We start from the raw sequence: 22,488 nt of genomic DNA on the forward strand, positions 1-22,488 counted from the left end.
TCGCCTCGCCGCAGTCAGCGGCGACCGGCGCCCTCACGCTCTCGCTCGACCTCGACACCCGCTGCCAGGGCGGGCGGCCCGGACTGCGCCGTCTCTTCCCGACCGAACCAGGCACGGTAGCGCTCAGACGCCCACGCCCCGGCCTTCTTCGACCAGCCGTGACTCCGCTTCTCGATCAGCCAGGTGAAGGCGACCGACACGGCGACCGAGACCGGGATTCCGAACAGCAGCGCGACGTACCAGGGCTCGTCGGCGAGAAGGTACGTGCTGAAGATCAGGATCGGCACGTGCACCAGGTACAGGCTGAACGAGATCGTTCCGGCGAACTGGAACGGCCGCGACTCGAACACGGTACGCAGCGGCTTCCAGCCGAGCACGGCGACGACGAGGCCGGCGGCGGCGAGCGGGACGAGACCCTTGAGCACATGCTGCAACTCCGGCATCGCGGTGATGCCGGGGCCGAACAGCCACGGGGCGATGAGGAGCAGGCCGCTGCCCACCGCGAGCCCGGCCCACAGCGGATGGCGGTACCAGCGGGCGTTGATGCGGTCCGCGACGTTGCGCACGGCATCCAGGCGAACGGCGATCACCGCGCCGACGAAGAAGGCGGGAAGGTACTCCAGCTCCCCCGAACCGGCGCGGGCGCCCAGCCAGGTGAGCGCGCAGGCGGCGGCGAGCCCACCGATCCACCACTTGCGGACGGCGATCGCGGCGATGGCGAACACCGGGAGCGCGAGTGAGAAGAGGAGCTCCCAGCGCAGCGACCACAGCGGGTTGTTGATCTGCCCGTCACCGCCGAGCAGGTCGATCGCTTTGACGATGTACTCCCAGCTGAAATTCGGCGTCGAAGAGTTGCTCAACCACGTGCCCGCGGCCTGAGTCGAGATCTGCGGGATCGCGGCCACCCAGACCGCCGCCAGGAGCACGGAGGCCGTCACCGGCACCATGAGCCGCACCACACGACGCGGAAAATAGGCGACCCAGTCGAAACCCCGATGGCGCACGACCGGCAGAGTCACCACGAGCCCCGACAGCACGAAGAAGACGATCACGGATTCCACGCCGGCCGTGAGGAACTTGAGCGGTGTGTAGCTGATCCACCACATCGCGGAGCCGACGGGTGCGTCGCCACCCCCGGGGGCACCGGGGAAGTCGGGGTTGGTGTACAGCGCATGGTGGAACACGACGATCACCGCCGCGAGGCCGCGGAGCCCGTCCAGCGCCGTCAGCCGGCCCATCGCCGGTCGTCGTGTCGTCGTCTCAGCCATTCGTCCAGCAGTACCCGTCATAGGCGGGCGACGCTACGGGTGGGGCCTGTGCAGTGCCTGTGACCCGTTCAGGGGTCAGCTGAATGCGGTCCGGGTCACTTCCCCGGCTTCGACGTGGCGGGCGCGACCGCCTGCTGCACGAGCTGGTGGATCTGGGAGTAGTCGGGCTTCGTCGGATCGATCGTGGGCGGGACGAGCTCGAGCTGGTCGACGGTCAGCTTCCTGGTCTTCATCCCCAGGTCGACGAAGTAGCCGAGCATGGACTGCGGGATGTCGGTCTTCATCACCTGGGAGCCGGCCTGGGCGATGCCCTCGAACTTGCTGACGACGTTCACCGGATTGACCTGCTTGAGGATGGCGTCCTGCAACTGCCGTTGCCGCGCCATCCGGTCGTAGTCGGTCGCCCCGTGGCGGGAGCGGGCATACCACTGGGCGTGATAGCCGTCCATGTGGTGCAGCCCGGGCTCGATCCACTCCGCCACACCGTTCAGCTGCTCGTCGCCGCCGATCGGGACCCGGTCGGTCACGGTGATGTCGACACCCCCCAGGGCGTCGACGAGATCGGAGAAGCCCTGCATGTCGATGAGGACGTAGTACTGGATGGTCAGCCCCGTCGCCCCCTCGAGGGCGTCCCGCATCGCCTCGATGCCCGGCTCGCTCTTGTTCTTCGTCGCGTTCGGATAGAGGTCCTTCTTGTAGACCTCGACCTCGGTGTAGATGGAGTTCAGCTGGCAGACGTCGACGTCGCATCGGTCCTCATAGCCGTATCCGTCCGGGTAGAGCGCGTGCAGCGGCGACGTCTCCCGGAAGGGCACCGGGTCCAGATCGCGCGGCAGGCCGATCGTGACGGCCTTGCCCGTCGAGGCGTCGATGCTGACGACGGACATGCTGTCGGGCCGGAGGCCCTCGCGGTCGGGTCCCGCATCGCCGCCGAGCAGCATGATGTTGTACCGGCCGTCGACCGGAGGCTCCGACGGTCCCGCCGAGAAGATGTCCCCGAGAGCGCCGCGCGCGGATCCGGCGACGACGGAGGCGTAACCGGCCGTGCCGGTGAGCCCGACGAGCACGAGCACCGCGAAGGCCGCGATCCAGCCCCGGGCGTTCGGTTTCGTCCGCACCAGGCGAACGAGACGGAGGGTGTCGAGGGTCAGGACCACCCAGAGCACCGCGTACGCGATGAGCAGGATCTGCAGCACGGTCAGGCTGCCGGCCTGCGTGAAGAAGGTGTAGATCGCGCTGGGAGCGACCAGGTAAGTGATCAGGACGACGATCGCACCGAGCCACAGAAGGCCGGTCGCGACGAGACCGACGCGCCCCAGTCGGCGATTGCCCGCAACGAGTTGCACCGAACCCGGCAGCAGGACGTTCAGGAGGACGAGCCACCAGGCCCGCCTGGTCATGACGGGCGCGGACGACGCGTCCGGGTGGCGCAGCGGGCTCGCGGAGTTCATAGCTTCGCGTGCAGTGCGGCGTTCTTCTCCTCGACGCTCGCCTCCAGGTCGGCGGCGAAGCGCTCGAGCGCCGCCGCCAGGGCCGGGTCGGCGGTGGCGAGGATCTTGACGGCGAGCAGGCCCGCGTTGCGGGCACCGCCGATGGACACCGTCGCCACGGGCACTCCGGCGGGCATCTGGACGATGGACAGCAGCGAGTCGAGCCCGTCGAGACGCGCGAGCGGGACAGGCACGCCGACGACCGGAAGGGTGGTCACGGCCGCGAGCATGCCGGGCAGGTGGGCGGCGCCCCCCGCGCCTGCGATGATCACACGGACGCCCCGGCCGGCGGCCGCTTTCCCGAAGTCGATCATCTTGACCGGCGTGCGGTGCGCAGAGACGACCTCCACCTCGTGATCGACGCCGAACTCGGTGAGCAGCCGCGATGCCTCCTGCATCACCGACCAGTCCGAGTCGGACCCCATCACCACGGACACCAGGGGTTGCGAGTTCTCGGGCATGCCCACCATCGTAAAGGCGGCCGTCCCGCGTACGGTTCGCGGCACGCGGGACGGGTCACACCCCGGCAATCAGCCCTCGAAGTACGCTGCCGCAGCGCGGGCGCGGTACACCACGTCGTCGAGGTCGTCGCCGCCGACCGTCACGTGGCCGACCTTGCGCCCCGGCCGCGGATCCTTCCCGTAGCCGTGGAACTTGGCCTCGGGATGGGCGGCGAGCGCAGCGGGGTATCGGTCCTGGAGCGTCCCCTCGGCCGGGCCGCCCAGGATGTTGACCATCACGGACCACTCGTCGCGCGGACGCGTCTCCCCCAGCGGCAGGTCGAGCACGGCGCGGAGGTGCTGTTCGAACTGGCTGGTCACCGCGCCCTCGATCGACCAGTGGCCGCTGTTGTGCGGGCGCATCGCGAGCTCGTTGATCAGGATGCGGCCGTCCGTGGTCTCGAACAGCTCGACGGCGAGCACACCCGTGACTCCGAGCCCGTCGGCGATCCGGACGGCGATGTCGGCTGCAGCCTCGGCCACCCGCCCGGCCGCGCCGGGCGCCGGAGCGATCACCTCGGCACAGACGCCGTCGCGCTGCACCGTCTCCACCACCGGCCAGGCGACCGACTCGCCGGACGGCCGACGTGCCACCAGCTGCGCGAGCTCTCGGCGGAACGAGACCAGCTCCTCCACCAGCAGGGCGCCGCCGCGGCCGTCCTCCGCGAGCGCGAGGAACCAGTCATCCACCCCGTTCGCCTCGGACACCATGCGGACGCCCTTGCCGTCGTACCCGCCGCGAGCGGTCTTCACGACAGCGCGGCCGCCGTGATCCGCCAAGAACCTCCCCAGCTCGTCCGCCGACTCCACCGCCGCCCAGTCCGGCACCGGCAGACCGAGCTCGCTGAGCTTGGCGCGCATCTGGAGCTTGTCCTGCGCGTACAGGAGGGCGTCCGGGCCGGGATGCACCGGGATCCCCCGCGCCACCAGCTCCCGCAGGATGGCCGGAGGAACGTGCTCGTGGTCGAAGGTGATCACGTCGACGGTCTCGGCGAACGCGAGCACCGTCTCGAGGTCCCGATAGTCGCCGACACCCGTCGCGGCGATCTCTGCGCTCATGCCCGCGGCCTCTTCGAGCACGCGGATGTCGATGCCGAGCTCCACCGCCGGGGGGATCATCATCCGTGCCAGCTGGCCGCCGCCGATCACTCCGACTGTCCTTCGCATCATGGCAGTCTACCCGGGGCGTCGCCACGGAGCGGCCGATACCGACCTATACTGTTCGACGGCCGGCCGACCGGCCGCCGACCCCTCTCCGCTCCCGGGAAGAAATGACGTTCCTCTCCACTCTGTACGAACGACTCGTGCGCTATGCACTGAAGTTCGGCGTCGTCGGCATCGTCGGCTACTTCGTCGATGTCGGGATCTTCAATCTGCTTCGTCTCGGCGCTGCGGGGAGCGACCATTTCTGGCAGTCACCGCTCGGGGCCAAGATCGTGTCCGTCACCGTCTCCACCCTGGTCACCTGGTTCGGCAACCGCTATTGGACGTTCCGCGAGCATCGCCGAAAGAACGTCGCGCTGGAGTTGCTCGAATTCGCCGTCATCGCGGTGGCGGGCCTGGGGATCAGCCTGCTCTGCCTCTACGTCTCGCACTACGTTCTCGGCTTCACCTCGCTGCTGGCGGACAACATCTCGACGAACGTCATCGGACTCCTCCTGGCGACGGCGTTCCGCTTCCTTCTGTATCGCTACTGGGTCTACGGGCATCATCGCAAGGATGGTCTGACTGCGAGGAGAAACGCGGAGGCCGAAGCCGCCGCCCTGTCGATCTTCGAGGACGACTCAACCGCGAGCGAAGACGCTGCCTCCCTGGACTCCCGGCGACACACGGGGACGGAAGCCGGCTGAGCGCGTTCTCACTGTGAGCCCCACCCGCACATTCTTTTGACAACCCGGTCGAGTATGGTGCGGGGCATGGCGCAGAGATCGACATCGCCCGAGCAACCGAACGCCGGGGCGCGCAAGGCGCGACTGCTTCCTCAGCTGATCAAATTCGGCGCGGTGGGTGCAGTCGGGTTCGTCGTAAACCTCGCGGTGTTCAACGGGCTGATGCTCACCGTGCTCTCGAGCGTTCCCCACAAGACGCTCATCGCCACCGCGATCGCCACCCTCGTCGCTATCGGCACGAACTGGGTGGGCAACCGGTATTGGGCGTTCGCCAACAACCGGCAGGACAACACCGCTCGCGAAGGCGCCGAGTTCTTCATCGTCAGCCTGGCCGGGATGGCGATTCCGCTGCTCTGCGTCTGGGTCTCGCACTACCTACTCGGCTTCACGACGCTGCTGGCGGACAACATCGCGAACAACGTCGTCGGCCTCGCGCTGGGCATGGTGTTCCGCTTCGCGTTCTACCGCTGGTGGGTCTTCTCACCGGAGCGCGCTGAACGGCGAACGGACCGCCACACGAACCGCACGATCAACGGTGATCAACCCGTCGATGCCGCAGCACTCACCGGTTCGACGCTAGCGGCTGCCCCAGACGGTGGTCTCGTCGGAGACTGATTCCGACTGCTGCCGCCGCACGGCGACGACGTTCTGGGCGTGCTCCATCAGCTCGCCGAGGGCGCGCTGCACCTGATCCGCCTTGGGAACGTCCTTCAGCACGACGGGACGATCGAGGCCCGCGTTGATCCGCACGTCGCCGGACCGGAAAGCGCTCTGCAGCCAGTTGCGTGTGACGCTCACGTCATAGCCACGGCTATGCAGCAGCTCCTGGCGCACCCGGACGAAGAAGCCGTGCCGGATGACGATGCGCCGGGTGGTGATCGTGTAGCGACGGCTCAGCCACGCCGCCAGCGGCAGCAGGAACAGCAGGAGCACCGCGACCGCGGCCGCGGACCAGAGGAGGACGATCTCCCAGACCTCGTCGACGCGGCCGGCGAAGAACCCGACGGCTCCGCTCGCGGCGATCAGGGCGAGGCTGGGCCAGAACAGCACGCGGGCGTTGCGGCGCAGGCGCGCGACCACCCGCTCCGGGGGCTGGCCGGGCACCCCGTCCGTCGTGTTGCTCATGCTTCCCATTAATACCGCAGGTGCGTCACGTCACCGGCTGCGACAGCCGTGCGTCCGGTTTCCGACTCCACGATCAGCCGGCCGTCGCGATCGAGCCCGACCGCGGTGCCGAGCAGCGCGCCCCCTCCGGGAAGCTCCACACGCACCGGGCGGCCGATGGTGTGGCAGGCCTCGACGACCTCGTCCCGCAGCGCACTGCGCACCGGATCGCCGCCCGCCGTCAGATACTCCCGGTAGAGGGCGGTGAGGTGGGTCAGGTACGACGCGAGCACTGCGTCGGCATCCGGGGCATCGGCTCCCGCCACCACGAGGGAGGTGGAGGTGTCGGTCGGCAGCTCTTCGCGCTCCTGGAAGAGATTCACGCCGACCCCGATCACCAGTCCGGACAGGTCCGGCAGCAGCTCGGAGAGGGTCCCGCTGACCTTCGCGCCGTCGATGAGCACGTCGTTGGGCCACTTCACCGCGACGGAGCCGGGTACCAGGGGTGCGATCGCCCGGCTCATCGCCAAACCGGCGAGCAGCGGGAACCATCCGAACGCCTCCGGAGCGAGCCCGTCCGGCTTGAGCAGGACCGAGATGGCGAGCGTCCGGCCCGGCGGGGCGACCCACACTCGGCCGAGCCGCCCCCGGCCGCCCGTCTGGTTCATGGTCACGATCGCGGAGAGGTCGCCGAGCTCCGGCGCGCGCGCCGTGAGCACGTCGTTGGTCGACCCGGCCTCGGGGAGCACATCGAGTGCGGGGACGACGGCACGGCTCCGCCGGAAGTCCACGGGATCGCTCTGCTGCATTGGCCCAGTCTGCCAGTGAAGCGGCCCGGATTTGTAGGATCCCGTCAACGGCATCGCCTCTGCACTGGCAGGTAGAGTGAACGGCGTGACCGACACCGAAGCACGTCAGACCCCCGATCTCTCCACCACCGCGGGCAAGCTCGCGGACCTGAAGGAGCGGTTCCACGAGGCCGTGACCGCCAGTGGACAGGCCGCGATCGAGAAGCAGCACGCCAAGGGCAAGCTCACCGCTCGCGAGCGCATCGACCTCCTGCTCGACCAGGGCTCGTTCGTCGAGTTCGACGAGTTCGTCCGCCACCGCACGCACGCGTTCGGCATGGAGGCCAAGCGCCCCTACGGCGACGCTGTCGTCACCGGCGTCGGAACCATCCACGGCCGCAACGTGGCCGTCTTCAGCCAGGACTTCACGATCTTCGGCGGGTCGCTCGGCGAGGTGGCCGGCGAGAAGATCATCAAGGTGATGGACCACGCCCTCAAGACCGGTGTCCCGATGATCGGCATCCTCGACTCGGGCGGCGCCCGCATCCAGGAGGGCGTCGTCGCCCTGGGCAAGTACGGCGAGATCTTCCGCCGCAACACCGCCGCCTCGGGCGTCATCCCTCAGATCTCGATCGTCATGGGCCCGGCGGCCGGTGGAGCCGTCTACTCCCCCGCCCTCACCGACTTCGTCATCATGGTCGACAAGTCCAGCCATATGTTCGTCACCGGTCCCGACGTCATCAAGACCGTCACCGGCGAGGACGTCGGCTTCGAGGAGCTCGGCGGCGCGCTCACCCACAACAAGGTCTCCGGCGTCTCGCACTACCTCGCGAGCGACGAGGAGGACGCCCTCGACTACGCGCGCAACCTGCTCAGCTACCTGCCGCAGAACAACCTCGCCGAGCTTCCCGAGTACGAGTCGGAGCCGGAGCTCGAGACGACGGACGCCGATCGGCGCCTCAACACCGTCATCCCGGACTCCCCGAACCAGCCGTATGACGTGAAGTCCATCATCGAAGGTGTCGTCGACGACGGCGAGTTCCTCGAGGTGCAGCCGCTGTTCGCTCCCAACATCGTCATCGGCTTCGCCCGGGTGGACGGCCGCTCCGTCGGCATCGTCGCCAACCAGCCGAGCGCGATGGCCGGCACCCTCAACATCGACGCCGGCGAGAAGGCGTCGCGGTTCGTCCGCTTCTGCGACGCGTTCGGCATCCCGATCCTCACCCTCGTCGACGTGCCGGGGTATCTGCCGGGCACGGACCAGGAGTGGACGGGTGTCATCCGCCGCGGCGCGAAGCTGCTGTACGCGTACGCGGAGGCCACGGTCCCGCTGGTGACGATCATCACCCGCAAGGCCTACGGCGGCGCCTACATCGTGATGGGCTCCAAGCAGCTCGGCGCCGACATCAACCTGGCCTGGCCGACCGCGGAGATCGCGGTCATGGGCGGCCAGGGCGCGGTCAACATCCTCTATCGCGGCGAGATCAAGCGGGCGGAGGAGGCGGGCGAGGACGTCGCCGCCGTGCGCACCAAGCTCGCCAACGAGTACACCTACAACGTCGCGAGCCCCTTCCTCGCCGCGGAGCGCGGCGAGTTGGACGGCGTCATCGAGCCCGCGGCGACGCGCGTCTCGGTCATCAAGGCCCTGCGGTCGCTGCGCACCAAGCGCGCGACGATGCCGCCGAAGAAGCACGGGAACATCCCGCTGTGAGCACCGAGCTCGACCCGTCGCAGATCCGTTTCGTCACGCGCGGCGTGACGGCCGAGGAGATCGCGGCCGTCACCGCCGTGCTGACGGCCGCAGCGGCCGAGCAGGCCGCCGCGGCTGCCGCCGCCCGCCCCGTCGCCGGACCGGATGCCTGGGTACGGAGCCAGCGCCGACTGCGCACTCCACTGAACCCGGGCCCGGGTGCGTGGCGGTCGTTCTCGGGCTGACCCATCCGCCGCTACGCTTCGGCGTCGTCCCCCGATTTGTACCCCGCCCACGACGTCCCCCACATGCGGGACAGCCTGGATTCGGGGCGATGCCACTCAGTGAGGACACCGAGTGTCCCCCGGTGTCCTCCAAAATGACGACTATGTAATCTCTGGGAATGTCGTCAATATAGTTATTGCTAGGTGTCTCTCCTCGTGAGTCACACCGCCGAATCACTCGTCGACTAGGGTAAGCAGGCGAGTGCTTTGGGGGCGAGTCAGGGCGATATTCGGGTTGTCGCCCTGACTCGGGGTTTGAAAAGGGGCCGACAATTCGGGTGTCGGCCCCTTTCTCCTATTAACCGGCCGGTCTCATCTCGCAAGCCATGCGATCGCCGTTCGGGAGCCACAGGCGGACGAGGCCTCAGCCACGGGCGGATACGATGGGAGGGCTCCAGCAGCGCTCTAAGAAACGGAGAACCAACCGAATGACCCGCGCTCTCATCACCGGCATCACCGGACAGGACGGCCTCTATCTCGCGGAACTCCTCGTCTCCAAGGGCTATGAGGTCTTCGGCCTCATCCGCGGCCAGAACAACCCCAAGTACGACCTCGTTCGGTCCACCGTTCCCGAGGTGACCCTCTTGACCGGCGATCTCACGGACGTGTCCGGCCTCGTGCGGGTGCTGGGGATCGCGCAACCAGACGAGGTGTACAACCTGGGCGCGATCTCGTACGTCGCATATTCCTGGGAGAACGCAGCGCTGACGTCCGACGTCACCGGCAAGGGCGTCCTGAACATCATCGAGGCCACGCGTCTGTACGCCGGCGACGACATCTCGAAAGTGCGCTTCTATCAGGCGTCCTCGTCCGAGATGTTCGGCAAGGTGCAGGAGGTCCCGCAACGTGAGTCAACCCTCCTCTGGCCGCGTTCTCCCTATGGCGTCGCAAAGGTCTTCGGTCACTACATGACCATCAACTATCGCGAGTCGTACGGCATGCACGCTTCCAGCGGCATCCTCTTCAACCACGAATCCCCACGTCGCGGACCTGAGTTCGTGACGCGCAAGATCAGCCAGTCCGTCGCCCGAATCAAGCTGGGGCTGCAGGACCAGCTGATCCTGGGCAACCTCGAGGCCAAACGGGACTGGGGGTTCGCCGGGGACTATGTCGATGCGATGTGGCGCATGCTCCAGCAGCCAGTCGGTGACGACTACGTCGTGGCGACGGGAGAGACGCACTCCATCCGAGAGGCACTCGACGTGGCTTTCCGCACCATCGGTGTGGACGACTGGAGTTCCTACGTCGGTCAGGATCCTCGTTACATGCGACCGGCCGAGGTAGACCTTCTCATCGGCGATGCGAGCAAGGCGAAGGAGGTTCTCGGGTGGACGCCTCGTGTCGGCTTTGAAGAGCTGATGACGATGATGGTCGAGAACGATCTGCGCGAGCAGACCGACCTTTCTCGCTGATCGTGGCTGCTGCCCAGCGAATCCTCCTCACCGGCGCAACCGGCCAGGACGGCAGCTACCTCGTCGACCAGCTCTCGGGCGAGGGGCACGAGATCCATGCCCTCGTTCGGCAGGCCGATCGTCCCCCCGCCGACGAGCGGGTGCAGTGGATACTCGGAGATCTGGCCGACCCTCCGAGTCTCACTCGCGTAGTGGACGAAGTCGAGCCGGACGTAGTCTTCAACCTCGCTGGAATCAGTTCGGTCGCGTTCTCGTGGGACCAGCCGCTGGCGACAGTCGAGGTGTCCGGCACCGCAGTGGCGGCTCTCGTCGACGCATCGTGGCGATTGCAGGAGCGTACGGGACGCATCGTCCGCTTCGTCCAAGCATCGAGTTCCGAGATCTTCGGATCCGCCATCGAATCGCCGCAGACCGAGATGACACCGTTGCGACCCGCCAGCCCCTACGGAGCAGCAAAGGCTCTCGGACACAACTTGATGGGGATCTACCGGAGCCGCGGCATGCAAGCGAGCTCGGCCATCCTGTACAACCACGAGTCGCCACGCCGTCCAGAGACATTCGTGACCCGAAAGATCACGGCTCGAGTTGCCCGGATCGCGACAGGCCTCGAAGAGACGCTGCAGCTCGGAAACCTCGAATCCCGCCGGGATTGGGGATGGGCGCCCGACTACGTCGACGCCATGGTTCGAATGTCGCGCGCAGCCAGCGCCGATGACTACGTCATCGCAACCGGACGTACCCATTCGGTTCGCGACTTCGCCGAAGCCGCGTTCGTACGCGCCGGAGTGTTCGATTGGCAGGATCGTCTCCAGGTCGATGACCGGTTCAAGCGTCCAGCCGACGTTGCGGAGATGCGCGGAGACCCGCATCGCGCAGGAACGAACCTCGGATGGTCGCCCACTCGGACCTTCGAGGATGTCGTCGGCGCGATGGTGGACCACGATCTGGCATTGATCCGCGCCGCGATGTAAGTCGCGGCGATATCGCGAGAACTACGCCGCGGGCTCAACCGGCCGCGGGATCTCCAGCCAGAGATCGACCTCGTCGTCATCGGACTCGGCACCGAGCGCATTGGCCGCACCGTCGTCCGACATGCGCAGACCCACCACGGTCACGGCGGTCTTCGACGACCGCGGCACCGTACGCACGATCAGCTTGTCCGTGGTCGTCCCACGGATCGCCTCGGCGAGGCGATGCAGCACCGTCTCCAAGCCGCGCTGGTCGATGTCGTCGATGCCGCCCTCGTCCAGCAGGCTGACGACCACGCCGCGCCGCCGGGCGTCCATGACCTCCCGCCGGACGTCGTCATTGAGCAGACGGCGCCCGCGGATCTCGTCGCGGATCGCGCCCTCCAGATACCGGCACTCGCGGCGCTCGGCCTCGGTGAGGTCCCCGCCCCGCCGCACGATCTCCGCGAGCATCGGAGCGGCCACGCGGTAGGTCTGCCGCAGTCGCAGCTGACGCTCCATGACGTGCGCCTCCTGGGCCGCCTGCCACTCGGTGGCCTCCCGCTCCGCGCGGGCGAACTGGAGTGCGTCGCGTCCAGCCTTGGCGAGCGAGCCGGCGATCACGACGGCGACGCCGACCCACACGACCGAACCGATCACGCCGAGGCCGGCCAGCGCCCCGGGGCCGGCCCAGAACACCGTCTGCACGGCGAGGAAGCCGACGCCGAGCCAGGCGAAGATCGACTGCCTGCGCACGGCGCAGATGGTCATCAGCGTGCCGACAGCGGCCACGTACCAGGTGCCGTAGCCGTTGTCCTTGGCCGGGTCGAGCTGGCTGGTGACCAGGATCGGGATGACGACGCAGACCGCGAGATCGAAGGCCGCCAGCCAGAGCGGCATCTTGGTCGGGCTGGTCGGCCAGAGGCTCAGCACGGTCGCGATCCCGTACAGCACCATCGCCGCCACCGGCGGCCCCGGATTGGCGGGGATGGACAGCGAGGAGAGCGCGAGGAACAGGTGGTACGCCGAGAACAGGGCGCCGAGGCCCAGGAAGAGGACGCGGTTGAGGGTGATCACTCGACGACCTCCGAATCCCGGTCCGACGACGGCCACAGGATGACGACGGTGGTCCCGCGCCCCGGCTCCGACTCGATCCGGGCGCGACCGCCCACCTTGGCGAGACGGTCCCGGATGCTCACGCGCAGCCCCAGCCGCTCCGCGGGGACCTCCTCGGCAGCGAACCCGCGCCCCTCGTCGCGCACGACGATGTGGACCGTTGCCGCCGGACTCCCGCCGCGGATGCTGATGCTGCGCTCGATCTCGGGGCCGCCGGCGTGCTGCATGCTGTTCACCATCGCCTGCACGCTCGCGGAGTAGACGGCCTCGGCCACGTTGACCGGGAGGCTGTGCACCTCCACGTCCTGCACCTCGATGGCGAACGGGGAGGAGAAGGCATTGGCGGCGGTGACCAGGCGGTCGCTCAGCCGGTCGAGCCCGACCAGGGACTGGTCCTCGGGCACGGAGGCCTCCGCCGCGTGCAGATGGCCGATCGCGTCGGCCGCCATCGTGGCCGCGAGCTCCTTCTGCTCCGGCGTACGCGCACTGGCCGCCGACAGCAGCGTGGTCAGCACGCTGTCGTGCACGATCGCGTCGACCTGCACGCGCTCCACCTCGGTGGCGTGCTGGCGGACGGCATTGGCGTACCGCGCGAGCGCCTGGCTCTGCGCGACATCGACGCCGGAGGACGCCTGACGCATCATGGCGATGATCGCCAGGATCGCGCCGCCCAGGATGATCGCATAGACCGCATCGAGTCCGGCGAGCTCGGCACCGACGCCGCCACCGGCCGGGAGCGCACGGATCACGCCGTACGCGATCGGGGCGACGAGCGTGTAGACGACGGCGAGCCACAGCGGATACGCCACGGCGGCGAACGCGGTGAACACGTTGCAGAGGAACCAGATCCACGGCTTGTCGGCCGTGAAGGCAGCCGGGTCGGAGACGACGAACGGCCAGGTCACGATCGCGACCAGGTAGAGCACAGCGAGGATCGCCATCGCGCCCTTGACCCAGCGCTGCAGGACGGCCAGCAGGACCGTCACGACGATCCCGCCGAAGATGACGGCCGTCATGACCAGACCCCACGGCTGCACCAGGATGGACTGCTGCGCGATGGCGGTCGGGATGGTCTGCAGACCGAAGACCACGCCGAAAGCGGCGACCGTGCGGTCGGCGATGCGCTCGATGCGCGCCCGGCTCAGCGGGTTGCGAGGCTTCGACGACTCGCGTGGAGCTCCCGGGACACTCGCGGGACGCGCCAGGTCAGGCGCGCTCATTGCCCGTGTCGGGATCGAGACCCGGCAGGATGCCGTCTTCCACCGCGCGCCGGAGCAGGTCGACCTTGGTCGGAGCCGGACGGCCGACCTCCACATACTTGACCCGGATGCGGTCGAGGTACTCGCGTGCGGTCGAGTTCGCGATCCCGAGCTGGGCGGCCACGGCCTTCAGCGGGAGTCCCGACGCGTACAGGTGCAGCACGTCGCGCTCGCGCCGCCCGAGCTGGGCCTTCGCGAAGTCGCTGTCCGCGTCGATCGCGGTCGCCCACTCGAGGTTGTTGAGCACATCCCCGCGGGCCACCGTCGCGATGGCGTTCATCACGGTGGTCGTCGGCGACGACTTCGGGATGACCCCGGCCGCGCCGGCGGCGAGCGCCTCCCGGACACTGGCGACCCGGTCGGCGATGCTGTGCACCAGCACCGCCGCGCCCGTCGCCTGCGCCCGCTTGACGTTGTCGGTCACCTTCGACCCGTCGCCCAGGGAGAGATCGAGCACGACGACGTCGCACTCCTGACCGCCGAGAGCGGCGACGAAGTCGTCGACCGTCGCGGCGGTGATGACGACCTCGTAGCCGGCGTCCTGACAGGCCGCCTTCAGCCCCAGACGCACCGACTCGTGATCGTCGACGATAGAAACCCGCACCATGTGGTTCATCGTAGTGGTGACAGGGCCCGTGTCCCCCATCAGGGCGCCAGCGTGGCGACCGCTTCGACGTGGTGGGTGTTCGGGAACAGGTCGAATGCCCGCAGTGAGCGCAGCGGGTAGCCGCGCTCGGCGAAGAACGCCAGGTCGCGGGCCAGGGCGACCGGGTCGCAGGCGACGTAGACGATCTGCGCGGGGCGCAGCGAAGCGATGGACTCGACCACGGCGCGCCCCGCCCCCGAGCGCGGCGGGTCGAGCACCACCGTGGCGGCCCGCAGCCGTGCCCGGTCCGCCGCGCTCGCCCCGGCGGCGAGGTCGGCGGCGAAGTGCTCGACGCGCGCCGTCACGGCGGCGGCGCCCACCCACTCGGCCAGGTTCTCGGCTGCATCGTCGGTCGCCGCCTCGTCGCTCTCGACCGAGGTGATCCGGAGCGTGGAGCCGAACTTGTCCCCCAGCGCCGCAGCGAGGAGCCCGACGCCGCCGTAGAGGTCGAGGTTCGCCGCGCGCGGGTCGAAGAGCGCCTCGTCCACGGCGTCCTGCACGGCTGCCGTGAGGGTCGCCGCGGCGCCGCGATGGACCTGCCAGAAACCGCGCGCATCCAGCCGGAACTCGCGGTCTCCGACGCGCTCGCGGATGGGCACGGGTCGCCGGCGCGGGCGTGCCAGCCGTTTGCCCGTGCGGACCGGCGCGTCGTTGACGAGCAGGTGTGCGGCACCGGCTCCGGTGGCGACGATGTCGACCGACTCCGCCCCCGGGAACGTCTGGCCGAACGGTGCCGTCTCCTGGACCAGCTCGGTCGCGAGAGGGAGGGTGCGCACCGGGACGATCGTGTGGGTGCGCGCCGCATACGGCCCGACCCGGCCGTCCTCGCCGACCTGCAGCCGCACCCGGGTGCGCCACCCGGTGCCGTCCGGGGACTCGCCCGCGATCGGCTCCACCTCGACCCGGCCTCCGCTCGGGCCGACCGACGCGATCGTGTCGGCGTCGAAACGCGCCGTGCGCTGCAGGGCGTCCTCGATGACCCGGCGCTTCAGCTCGCGCTGGTGGTCGAGCCGGATGTGCCCGAACTCCGCTCCGCCGGCTCGCTGCCCGGGCGCGCGGTCGATGGAGGCCGCCTCCCACACGTGATCCTGCCGCTCCGGGGCCGGCTCGACGACCGCCACCGCCTCCCCCCGCCAGAAGCGATCATGGGTCCGGTCGGAGATCCGCGCGCGGATTCGCTCGCCCGGAAGGGTGTCGGGCACGAAGACGACCCGCCCTTCGTGGCGTGCGACGAACACGCCGCCGTGGGCGACGTTGGTAATGTCGAGGTCGACCTCATCGTTCTGGGGCATCCTTCGAGCATCCCACAGGTGACCATGCGCCTCTACCTCGCCTCCACCTCCCCCGCCCGGCTCGCGCTGCTGCGCGCCGCCGGTGTCGAGCCCATCGTCGTGCCGTCGCACGTCGACGAGCCGGCCGCCGTCGCCGCGGCCGAGGCCGAGCACGGCCCGCTCGGGCCGGCCGCGATGGTGCAGCTCCTCGCCCGGCTCAAGGCCGAGGCCGTCCGCGGCACCCTCGACGGGGAGCCGATCGACGGCTTGATCCTGGGCGGCGACTCCGCCTTCGCGATCGACGGCCTGATCCACGGCAAGCCCCATCGTCCCGACATCGCGCGGGAGCGTTGGCTCGCCCAGCGCGGCCGCACCGGCGTGCTGCACTCCGGTCACTGGCTGATCGACCATCGCGGCGGTCGCGAGAACCGCTCGGTCGGGGCGACCGCAGCGGCCGCGGTCAGCTTCGCCGACGTCACCGAGACCGAGATCGACGCCTACGTCGCCAGCGGCGAACCGCTGGAGGTCGCCGGGGCGTTCACCATCGACAGCCTGGGCGGGCCGTTCATCACTCGCGTCGAGGGCGACCCGAGCACCGTGGTGGGGCTCTCGCTCGCCACACTGCGCGACCTCGTCCGCGAGCTCGGCGTCGAGTGGACGTCGCTCTGGAACCGCTTGTAGACCCTCCAACCATCCGCAGTGCCATTTTTGTGAGGATCGTCCAAAACCAGGGGTGCCCGGCGGCATAGGCTAGAGAACTGTGCCAGCCATCACCAAGGTCCTCATCGCAAACAGGGGCGAGATCGCCGTCCGCGTCATCCGTGCAGCTCAGGACAGTGGAGTCGGCTCCGTCGCCGTCTACGCCGACCAGGACCGCGACGCCCTCCATGTGAGGCTGGCCGACGAGGCCTACGCCCTCGAGGGCACCACGAGCGCCGAGACGTACCTCGTCATCGACAAGCTGCTCTCCATCGCCCGCCGGTCCGGCGCCGACGCCGTGCACCCGGGGTACGGCTTCCTCGCGGAGAACGCCGAGTTCGCCCGCGCCGTCATCGCCGCCGGCCTGACCTGGATCGGCCCCTCCCCCGAGGCGATCGAGCGCCTGGGAGACAAGGTCTCCGCACGCCACGTCGCCGAGAAGGTCGGTGCCCCGCTCGCACCGGGGACCCTCAACCCGGTCGCCGACGCCGCCGAGGTCCTCGAGTTCGTCGACCAGTACGGCCTCCCGGTCGCCATCAAGGCGGCCTTCGGCGGCGGCGGACGCGGACTCAAGGTCGCCCGCGAGCGCGACGAGGTCGCCGAACTGTTCGAGTCGGCCACCCGCGAGGCCATCGCCGCCTTCGGTCGCGGCGAGTGCTTCGTGGAGAAGTACCTGGACCAGCCGCGTCACGTCGAGACCCAGTGCCTCGCCGACGCCTACGGCAACGTCGTCGTCGTCTCCACCCGCGACTGCTCGCTTCAGCGCCGCCACCAGAAGCTCGTCGAGGAGGCACCCGCGCCGTTCCTCACGGCCGAGCAGACCGAGCAGCTCTACAGCGCGTCCAAGGCCATCCTCAAGGAGGTCGGCTACCAGGGAGCGGGCACCTGCGAGTTCCTCATCGGCAAGGACGGGACGGTGTCGTTCCTCGAGGTGAACACGCGCCTCCAGGTGGAGCACCCCGTCTCTGAGGAGGTCACCGGGATCGACCTGGTGCGCGAGCAGTTCCGGCTCGCCGAGGGCGGCGTGCTCGACTACGACGACCCGGCTCCGCGCGGCCACTCGTTCGAGTTCCGCATCAACGGCGAGGACGCCGGCCGCGGCTTCATCCCCTCGCCCGGGCCTGTGCACGTGTTCAAGCCCGCCGGCGGCCCCGGCGTGCGCGTCGACAGCGGCATCCAGGCGGGCGACGAGATCAGCGGCGCGTTCGACTCCATGCTCGCCAAGCTCATCGTCACCGGCTCCAGCCGCGAGGAGGCTCTCGAGCGCTCCCGCCGCGCCCTCGACGAGTTCGAGGTCGCCGGGCTCCCGACCGTCATCCCGTTCCACCGCGCCATCGTGCGCGACCCGGCCTTCGCCCCGCAGGACGGCGAGCCGTTCTCGATCTACACCCGCTGGATCGAGACCGAGTGGGTCAACGAGGTCGCGCCGTGGTCCGGCGAGCTGGGCGACCAGACGCCCGCCGAGCGCCGCAGCAGCGTCGTGGTCGAGGTCGAGGGCAAGCGCATCGAGGTGTCGCTCCCCGCGAAGCTCCTGACCGGCGCCGGCACGTCCGGCGCCCCGACCGCCCCCGCCCCGCGCCGGCGCAGCGGAGCCGGCGCCGTCGACACCGCGACCGGCGACTCGCTGACCGCTCCGATGCAGGCGACGATCGTCAAGGTCGCGGTCGCGGACGGCGACGAGGTCGTCAAGGGCGACCTGGTGCTCGTGCTCGAAGCCATGAAGATGGAGCAGCCCCTCACCGCCCACAAGGACGGCACGATCACCGGCATCAACGCCGCCGTCGGCGAGACCGTCTCGTCCGGCCACCTCCTCCTCAACATCGTCTAGCCGCGCGCGCCGGACGTGAACCGCTGGCAACGGAGGAGATCCGGCCCGAACCACCCCTGATCTCCTCCGTTTCCTGCACCTGCCGTCAGAACCGAGACGAGATTCCTCCGTTGCCGACAGCGGCTTCCACGGTGGAGACAACCGCATCGGCATCGTCCAGGACCTGGCGCGCCGTGAATCGGAGTCGACGGAGGCCCTGAAGCTCGAGCGCGGTGTCACGGAGACGATCTCGCTCGAACGAGGCCGGATCGGAATGGTAGGCGTAGCCGTCCACTTCGACGTACAGCACACCGTCGATCCGGAAATCCACCCGGCCGACGCCGGGCACACCCACCTGCTGCTCGACGAGATGCTCCCGCGCCGCCAACCGTTGGCGCAGAATGGACTCGACACCGGAATCCGAACCCGGGCGTGCCATCGACGCGACGCGCCGTGATTCGGCCGGCTCAGCGCTGAAGATCTGCACCAGGCCAGGCAGAGTGGCCATGCCGGAGCCGAGGGCGGTGTCGAGCACGGCGATCGCCGTCTCCTCGTCGGAACAGCGCGCGACCGTACGGAGGCTGTCCGCCAACGACGTGCGCCACAGCTCCGCATTCGGCTCGCTCGCGCCCCAGTGACGCACGCCCCCATCACCCGCCCGTCCTGCGTGCGGAGGAACTCGCAGGTGGAGCCGCGGGTCCGTACCTCCCCACAGCCCATAGCTGCGCGCCGCCGAGACGCACGACAGCCGACCGCCGTTGCGCAGGGCGGTCAGCGCAGTCGGGAGGATCCCGGGCAACGCGTACACGCCTCGTCGAGGTCGGACGAGGCGCCCGGCTGCGACCGCGTCGCTGACTGCGCGTTCACCGGCCCCGGCGATCCGGAGCTGGCGAGTGGTCGCGGCACCACCGACGGAATGGAGGAAGGACATCCACGGCATGGTTCATGGTCGCGCCTGAGCCGGCACCCGTGCCGCCGCGTAGGAAATCTGTGGATAAGCCACTCGTTGGGAACGGAGGCGATCGTTGGCTATACCCTGGCGGGTCGCAGGGAAGGGAGGAGATAGGCCGCCGGAACGGCCGGGATCTCCTCCGTTGGCGGCAGGCGCGAGAGAGGGAGGGGAGGGGAGGCGCGGCAGGGCGCGGTCAGTTCTCGGGGGGTGAGACCTTGAGGGAGATGCTGATCTCGTCGGCGTCGAGGTTGGTGAGAGCCGCGGCGAGCACATCGGCGTCGAAGGTGCCGTCGTCGCGCGCGTCGAGCAGGGCGGTGCGCTGCGCGTGGAGGCGGTCGAGCGCGAACTTCTTCATGACCTCCATGTTCTCGGGGGTGCGCTCCCGCGACTCGGGAAGCGGGATGTGGCGGGCCGCGTCGTGGAGCATGGCCGACACGCGCTTGCGCTCGGCGGTCTCGCTCTCGGGGTCGACCTGCGCCGGCTTGAGCCACCTGAGCACCCAGCCGATCGTCCCGCCCTGGATGAGCAGCGAGCCGGCGGCGACGAGGAACGCGATGAGGACGAGCACCTGCCGGCCAGGGGTGCCGGTCGGCAGGGTCTGCGCCGCCGCGACCGTGACCGCGCCACGCATCCCCGCCCACACGACCACCGCGCCCTCGCGCCAGCCGAGGGGCGCGCCGGTGAAGTAGTCGATGTCCGCGAGCGTGCGCCGGATGCGCGTGGTGAAGCGACCGACGTCCTTCTCGGACGGCACGCGCCCCTTGCTGGGGCCGCCCTGCCGCACGAGTGCCGACGGATCGTTGTCGGCGTCGGCGATCCGCTGCTGCATGGTCTCCAGCCGCGGCTTCATCGCGGCGGTGCGCCGATGTCGGCGTCCGAGCGAGCGCAGCAGGGGCGCGACGTACGCCGCACGCACGACGATGGTCAGCAGCAGCGCGCCGGCCGCGACGAGGGCCGCCGGGCCGACGCCCTCATGCACCTCTTCGACCTCTTGGAGGATGCCGAACAGCTGGAGCCCCATCGTCAGGAACACGAGTCCCTCGAGCACCAGCTCGACCGTCTTCCAGTTCTGCGCGTCGGAGAGCCGGTGCTGCGGGGAGAGGACGCGCGGCGCGCGGCTGCCGGTGACGAGGCCCGCGACCACCGCGGCGACAAGACCGGACGCGCCGAGGGCCTCCGCCGGCAGGGAGGCGACGAACGGGACGGTGAACGAGATCACCGTGTTGACGGTGGCGTCCTTCACCCGCGCGCGCACGATGAGGTTGAGCCGCCCGACGGCCCAGCCCAACGCGACGGCGACGGCGACGGAGTAGGTGAAGGTCCAGATCACGGTGCCGACCGCGAACGACGCCGCCGCGGCCGCGATCGCCGCGCGCAGCAGCACCAGGGCCGTCGCATCGTTGAGCAGGCTCTCGCCTTCCAGGATGGCGACCACGCGCGGCGAGACGCCGCTGCGCTTGACGATGGAGGTCGCCACGGCGTCCGTGGGGCTGACGATGGCGCCGAGCGCGATCCCCCACGCCAGGCCGAGGCCCGGGATCGCCCACGAGAAGAACAGTCCGAGGATCACGGCGCTGAGAACGACCAGCAGCACGGAGAGCCCCCCGATGGCGGTGAACTCCCGTCGGAAGTTCATCGACGGCATCGACACCGACGCCGAATAGAGCAGGGGCGGGAGGATGCCCGCCAGGATCCACTCCGGCTCGATGTGCAGCGCGGGGACGAACGGCAGCAGGCTGACCAGGATGCCGACGACGACCAGGATCAGCGGGGAGGCGACCCCGAACTTGGGTCCGATCGTCGTCGCGGCGGCGATCGCCAGCACGGCGAGGACACCGACGAGGACTCCCATCTCCATGCCGTGGACCTTACCCTCAGAGGACGATGTGCATGGCGCGCGCGGCGTCGGAGATCGAGCCGGAGAGCGACGGGTAGACGGTGAAGGCGCGGGCGACCTGGTCGACCGTGAGACGGTGCTCCACGGCGAGCGCGAGCGGGAAGATCAGCTCGGACGCGCGCGGCGCGACGATGACCCCGCCGATCACGGTGCCGGACCCGGTGCGGGCGAAGAGCTTCACGAACCCGTCGCGCAGGCCGAGCATCTTGGCCCGCGGGTTCGATTTGAGGGGCAGCTTGTAGATGTCGCCCTGGGCGATGCCGTCCTCGATCTGCTTCTGGTTCCAGCCGACCGTGGCGATCTCGGGCTGGGTGAAGATGTTCGAGGTCACATTGCGCAGCTCGATCGGGTTGACCGCGTCTCCCATCGCGTGGAAGACGGCCGTGCGCCCCTGCATGGAGGCGACGGAGGCGAGCGGGAGCAGGTCGGAGCAGTCGCCGGCCGCGTAGATGTTCGGGATCGACGTGCGGGCGACCCGGTTGACGCGGATGTGCCCGGACGGCGCGAGCTGCACCCCGGCCTCCTCGAGCCCGATGCCGGCCGTGTTCGGCACGGATCCGACGGCCATGAGGCAGTGGCTGCCCTCGACCGTGCGTCCGTCCGACAGAGTGGCGACGACGCCGTTCTCGGTGCGCACCACCGAGTCGGCCCGGGACTTGGAGAGCACGTGCATGCCATTGCGCTTGAACACGTTCTCGATGACGCGGGCGGCGTCGGCGTCCTCCCCGGGGAGCACCTGGTCGCGTGACGAGATCAAGGTCACCTTCGAGCCGAGCGCCGTGTAGGCGGAGGCGAACTCCGCCCCGGTGACGCCGGAGCCGACCACGATGAGGTGCTCGGGCACGGCGGGGAGGTCGTAGAGCTGCGTCCAGGTGAGGATGCGCTCCCCGTCCGGGACGGCAGAGGGCAGCACGCGTGGGCTGGCGCCGACGGCGATGACGATCGTGTCGGCCTCCACCCGGTCGAAGTCGGTGCCGGTGCCGCCGCGGGCGGTGGAGACGATGAGCGCGCCGTCGCCGTCCAGGCGGCCCTCGCCGCTGACGATGTTGACGCCCGAGCGCACGAGCTCGGCCCGCATGTCCTCCGACTGCTGCCGGGCGAGCCCCATCAGCCGCTTGTTGACGGCGGCCAGGTTCACCGTGAGGTCGGGGCGGACGGGCTTGCCGTGCGCGCCGCGGGTGTAGAACTGCACACCCAGGTCGGCGGCCTCGGCGATGGCGTTGGTGGCCTCGGCCGTGGCGATCAGGCTCTTCGAGGGGACGACGTCGGTGATGACGGCCGAACCGCCCACACCCGAGCGCTCGACCAGGGTCACGTCGGCTCCGAGCTGGGCGCCCGCGATCGCGGCTTCGTAGCCGCCCGGTCCGCCGCCGAGCACGGCGATGCGCTGTTTGCGCTCGAATTCAAAGGCCATGGGCACTATTCTTCCGCATCCGGACGCGCCGATGCGCATCCTGCCCGACCTGGAC

Annotated in this window: 21 protein-coding genes and 1 pseudogene; 8 read left to right on the forward strand and 14 right to left on the reverse strand. The window is 69.5% G+C overall.

Annotated features, from left to right (window positions below):
• Positions 1 to 14 precede the first annotated feature (14 nt).
• The 4 genes from U870_RS0101055 to U870_RS0101070 all read right to left on the reverse strand — a co-directional run bounded on the left by U870_RS0101055 (position 15) and on the right by U870_RS0101070 (position 4,425).
• A complete protein-coding gene (locus U870_RS0101055; RefSeq protein WP_240183601.1) occupies positions 15 to 1,268 on the reverse strand; it encodes an acyltransferase family protein in 1,254 nt (417 codons plus the stop codon).
• Positions 1,269 to 1,363: 95 nt separating this feature from the next.
• Positions 1,364 to 2,719 carry an LCP family protein gene (locus U870_RS0101060; RefSeq protein ID WP_025155566.1) on the reverse strand — a complete coding sequence of 452 codons (1,356 nt, stop codon included), beginning with the start codon at positions 2,717 to 2,719 and terminating at the stop codon, positions 1,364 to 1,366.
• Positions 2,716 to 3,219 (reverse strand): 5-(carboxyamino)imidazole ribonucleotide mutase, encoded by a 504-nt coding sequence (gene purE, locus U870_RS0101065; RefSeq protein WP_025155567.1) that lies wholly within the window; start codon positions 3,217 to 3,219, stop codon positions 2,716 to 2,718. The genes U870_RS0101060 and purE overlap by 4 nt, the downstream gene beginning before the upstream one ends.
• Before the next feature lie 69 nt (positions 3,220 to 3,288).
• A complete protein-coding gene (locus tag U870_RS0101070) occupies positions 3,289 to 4,425 on the reverse strand; it encodes a 5-(carboxyamino)imidazole ribonucleotide synthase (protein ID WP_025155568.1) in 1,137 nt (378 codons plus the stop codon).
• Positions 4,426 to 4,562: 137 nt separating this feature from the next.
• Here U870_RS0101070 and U870_RS0101075 point away from each other — a divergent pair, with 137 nt between their 5' ends.
• Together U870_RS0101075 and U870_RS0101080 are read left to right on the forward strand one after the other, a co-directional pair.
• Positions 4,563 to 5,108: a GtrA family protein gene (locus U870_RS0101075; RefSeq protein WP_240183602.1), complete on the forward strand. Its 546-nt coding sequence runs from the start codon at positions 4,563 to 4,565 to the stop codon at positions 5,106 to 5,108.
• Positions 5,109 to 5,174: 66 nt separating this feature from the next.
• Positions 5,175 to 5,762, forward strand: coding sequence for a GtrA family protein (locus U870_RS0101080; protein WP_025155570.1), 588 nt, complete (start codon positions 5,175 to 5,177; stop codon positions 5,760 to 5,762).
• Here U870_RS0101080 and U870_RS0101085 read toward each other — a convergent pair.
• On the reverse strand, positions 5,724 to 6,272 hold the full coding sequence (locus tag U870_RS0101085; protein ID WP_025155571.1) for a PH domain-containing protein: 549 nt from the start codon (positions 6,270 to 6,272) through the stop codon (positions 5,724 to 5,726). The genes U870_RS0101080 and U870_RS0101085 overlap by 39 nt on opposite strands.
• Positions 6,273 to 6,280: 8 nt before the next feature.
• Positions 6,281 to 7,060 (reverse strand): biotin--[acetyl-CoA-carboxylase] ligase, encoded by a 780-nt coding sequence (locus tag U870_RS0101090; protein ID WP_240183603.1) that lies wholly within the window; start codon positions 7,058 to 7,060, stop codon positions 6,281 to 6,283.
• A 76-nt stretch (positions 7,061 to 7,136) separates the two neighbouring features.
• On the opposite strand from U870_RS0101090, the gene U870_RS0101095 reads away from it, so the two are divergent.
• The 4 genes from U870_RS0101095 to U870_RS0101110 all read left to right on the forward strand — a co-directional run bounded on the left by U870_RS0101095 (position 7,137) and on the right by U870_RS0101110 (position 11,396).
• Positions 7,137 to 8,750 (forward strand): acyl-CoA carboxylase subunit beta, encoded by a 1,614-nt coding sequence (locus tag U870_RS0101095; protein ID WP_025155573.1) that lies wholly within the window; start codon positions 7,137 to 7,139, stop codon positions 8,748 to 8,750.
• The gene (locus tag U870_RS0101100) at positions 8,747 to 8,974 is read left to right on the forward strand and encodes an acyl-CoA carboxylase epsilon subunit (protein WP_025155574.1); all 228 of its coding nucleotides are present in this window, start codon (positions 8,747 to 8,749) and stop codon (positions 8,972 to 8,974) included. Before U870_RS0101095 ends, U870_RS0101100 begins: the two co-directional genes overlap by 4 nt.
• Before the next feature lie 467 nt (positions 8,975 to 9,441).
• Complete coding sequence (locus U870_RS0101105) at positions 9,442 to 10,425, forward strand: GDP-mannose 4,6-dehydratase (RefSeq protein ID WP_025155575.1); 984 nt, start codon at positions 9,442 to 9,444, stop codon at positions 10,423 to 10,425.
• A gap of 2 nt (positions 10,426 to 10,427) precedes the next feature.
• Complete coding sequence (locus U870_RS0101110; protein WP_025155576.1) at positions 10,428 to 11,396, forward strand: GDP-mannose 4,6-dehydratase; 969 nt, start codon at positions 10,428 to 10,430, stop codon at positions 11,394 to 11,396.
• A gap of 21 nt (positions 11,397 to 11,417) precedes the next feature.
• On the opposite strand, the gene U870_RS0101115 is transcribed toward U870_RS0101110, so the two are convergent.
• The 4 genes from U870_RS0101115 to U870_RS0101130 are packed head-to-tail and all read right to left on the reverse strand — an operon-like array spanning position 11,418 to position 15,685.
• Positions 11,418 to 12,449: a hypothetical protein gene (locus U870_RS0101115; protein WP_025155577.1), complete on the reverse strand. Its 1,032-nt coding sequence runs from the start codon at positions 12,447 to 12,449 to the stop codon at positions 11,418 to 11,420.
• Positions 12,446 to 13,708, reverse strand: a complete 1,263-nt coding sequence (locus U870_RS0101120) for an ATP-binding protein (RefSeq protein ID WP_025155578.1) — start codon at positions 13,706 to 13,708, stop codon at positions 12,446 to 12,448. Before U870_RS0101120 ends, U870_RS0101115 begins: the two co-directional genes overlap by 4 nt.
• Positions 13,695 to 14,354, reverse strand: a complete 660-nt coding sequence (locus tag U870_RS0101125; protein WP_025155579.1) for a response regulator transcription factor — start codon at positions 14,352 to 14,354, stop codon at positions 13,695 to 13,697. Before U870_RS0101125 ends, U870_RS0101120 begins: the two co-directional genes overlap by 14 nt.
• Before the next feature lie 38 nt (positions 14,355 to 14,392).
• Complete coding sequence (locus U870_RS0101130) at positions 14,393 to 15,685, reverse strand: class I SAM-dependent RNA methyltransferase (RefSeq protein ID WP_025155580.1); 1,293 nt, start codon at positions 15,683 to 15,685, stop codon at positions 14,393 to 14,395.
• Positions 15,686 to 15,709: 24 nt separating this feature from the next.
• Here U870_RS0101130 and U870_RS0101135 point away from each other — a divergent pair, with 24 nt between their 5' ends.
• Complete coding sequence (locus U870_RS0101135; RefSeq protein ID WP_029947042.1) at positions 15,710 to 16,345, forward strand: Maf family protein; 636 nt, start codon at positions 15,710 to 15,712, stop codon at positions 16,343 to 16,345.
• Between the two features lie 79 nt (positions 16,346 to 16,424).
• The gene (locus U870_RS0101140; RefSeq protein ID WP_025155582.1) at positions 16,425 to 18,191 is read left to right on the forward strand and encodes an acetyl/propionyl/methylcrotonyl-CoA carboxylase subunit alpha; all 1,767 of its coding nucleotides are present in this window, start codon (positions 16,425 to 16,427) and stop codon (positions 18,189 to 18,191) included.
• Between the two features lie 85 nt (positions 18,192 to 18,276).
• On the opposite strand, the gene U870_RS24760 is transcribed toward U870_RS0101140, so the two are convergent.
• From U870_RS24760 to U870_RS0101155, 4 genes and pseudogenes are all read right to left on the reverse strand, one after another.
• Entirely contained in the window at positions 18,277 to 18,813 is a 537-nt protein-coding gene (locus tag U870_RS24760) for an endonuclease domain-containing protein (protein WP_240183607.1), read from the reverse strand.
• A 162-nt stretch (positions 18,814 to 18,975) separates the two neighbouring features.
• Positions 18,976 to 19,110 (reverse strand): annotated as a pseudogene (locus tag U870_RS25015) (type IV toxin-antitoxin system AbiEi family antitoxin domain-containing protein); the annotation flags it as partial.
• A 205-nt stretch (positions 19,111 to 19,315) separates the two neighbouring features.
• Entirely contained in the window at positions 19,316 to 20,980 is a 1,665-nt protein-coding gene (locus U870_RS0101150) for a cation:proton antiporter (protein ID WP_025155584.1), read from the reverse strand.
• Between the two features lie 16 nt (positions 20,981 to 20,996).
• A complete protein-coding gene (locus U870_RS0101155; protein ID WP_025155585.1) occupies positions 20,997 to 22,433 on the reverse strand; it encodes an NAD(P)H-quinone dehydrogenase in 1,437 nt (478 codons plus the stop codon).
• Positions 22,434 to 22,488 lie beyond the last annotated feature (55 nt).

The sequence above is a fragment of the Leifsonia aquatica H1aii genome (assembly GCF_000633535.1).
Lineage (GTDB): Bacteria > Actinomycetota > Actinomycetes > Actinomycetales > Microbacteriaceae > Leifsonia > Leifsonia aquatica_A.

What these genes read in the sequence shown, in the direction of transcription:
- purE (WP_025155567.1), bottom strand. Translation starts at nt 3,219, where the DNA reads ATGCCCGAGAACTCGCAACCCCTGGTGTCCGTGGTGATGGGGTCCGAC.
- U870_RS0101125 (WP_025155579.1), bottom strand. Translation starts at nt 14,354, where the DNA reads ATGGTGCGGGTTTCTATCGTCGACGATCACGAGTCGGTGCGTCTGGGG.
- U870_RS0101120 (WP_025155578.1), bottom strand. Translation starts at nt 13,708, where the DNA reads ATGAGCGCGCCTGACCTGGCGCGTCCCGCGAGTGTCCCGGGAGCTCCA.
- U870_RS0101150 (WP_025155584.1), bottom strand. Translation starts at nt 20,980, where the DNA reads ATGGAGATGGGAGTCCTCGTCGGTGTCCTCGCCGTGCTGGCGATCGCC.
- U870_RS0101090 (WP_240183603.1), bottom strand. Translation starts at nt 7,060, where the DNA reads ATGCAGCAGAGCGATCCCGTGGACTTCCGGCGGAGCCGTGCCGTCGTC.
- U870_RS0101060 (WP_025155566.1), bottom strand. Translation starts at nt 2,719, where the DNA reads ATGAACTCCGCGAGCCCGCTGCGCCACCCGGACGCGTCGTCCGCGCCC.
- U870_RS0101105 (WP_025155575.1), top strand. Translation starts at nt 9,442, where the DNA reads ATGACCCGCGCTCTCATCACCGGCATCACCGGACAGGACGGCCTCTAT.
- U870_RS0101085 (WP_025155571.1), bottom strand. Translation starts at nt 6,272, where the DNA reads ATGAGCAACACGACGGACGGGGTGCCCGGCCAGCCCCCGGAGCGGGTG.
- U870_RS0101070 (WP_025155568.1), bottom strand. Translation starts at nt 4,425, where the DNA reads ATGCGAAGGACAGTCGGAGTGATCGGCGGCGGCCAGCTGGCACGGATG.
- U870_RS0101135 (WP_029947042.1), top strand. Translation starts at nt 15,710, where the DNA reads ATGCGCCTCTACCTCGCCTCCACCTCCCCCGCCCGGCTCGCGCTGCTG.
- U870_RS0101055 (WP_240183601.1), bottom strand. Translation starts at nt 1,268, where the DNA reads ATGGCTGAGACGACGACACGACGACCGGCGATGGGCCGGCTGACGGCG.
- U870_RS0101130 (WP_025155580.1), bottom strand. Translation starts at nt 15,685, where the DNA reads ATGCCCCAGAACGATGAGGTCGACCTCGACATTACCAACGTCGCCCAC.
- U870_RS0101080 (WP_025155570.1), top strand. Translation starts at nt 5,175, where the DNA reads ATGGCGCAGAGATCGACATCGCCCGAGCAACCGAACGCCGGGGCGCGC.
- U870_RS0101155 (WP_025155585.1), bottom strand. Translation starts at nt 22,433, where the DNA reads ATGGCCTTTGAATTCGAGCGCAAACAGCGCATCGCCGTGCTCGGCGGC.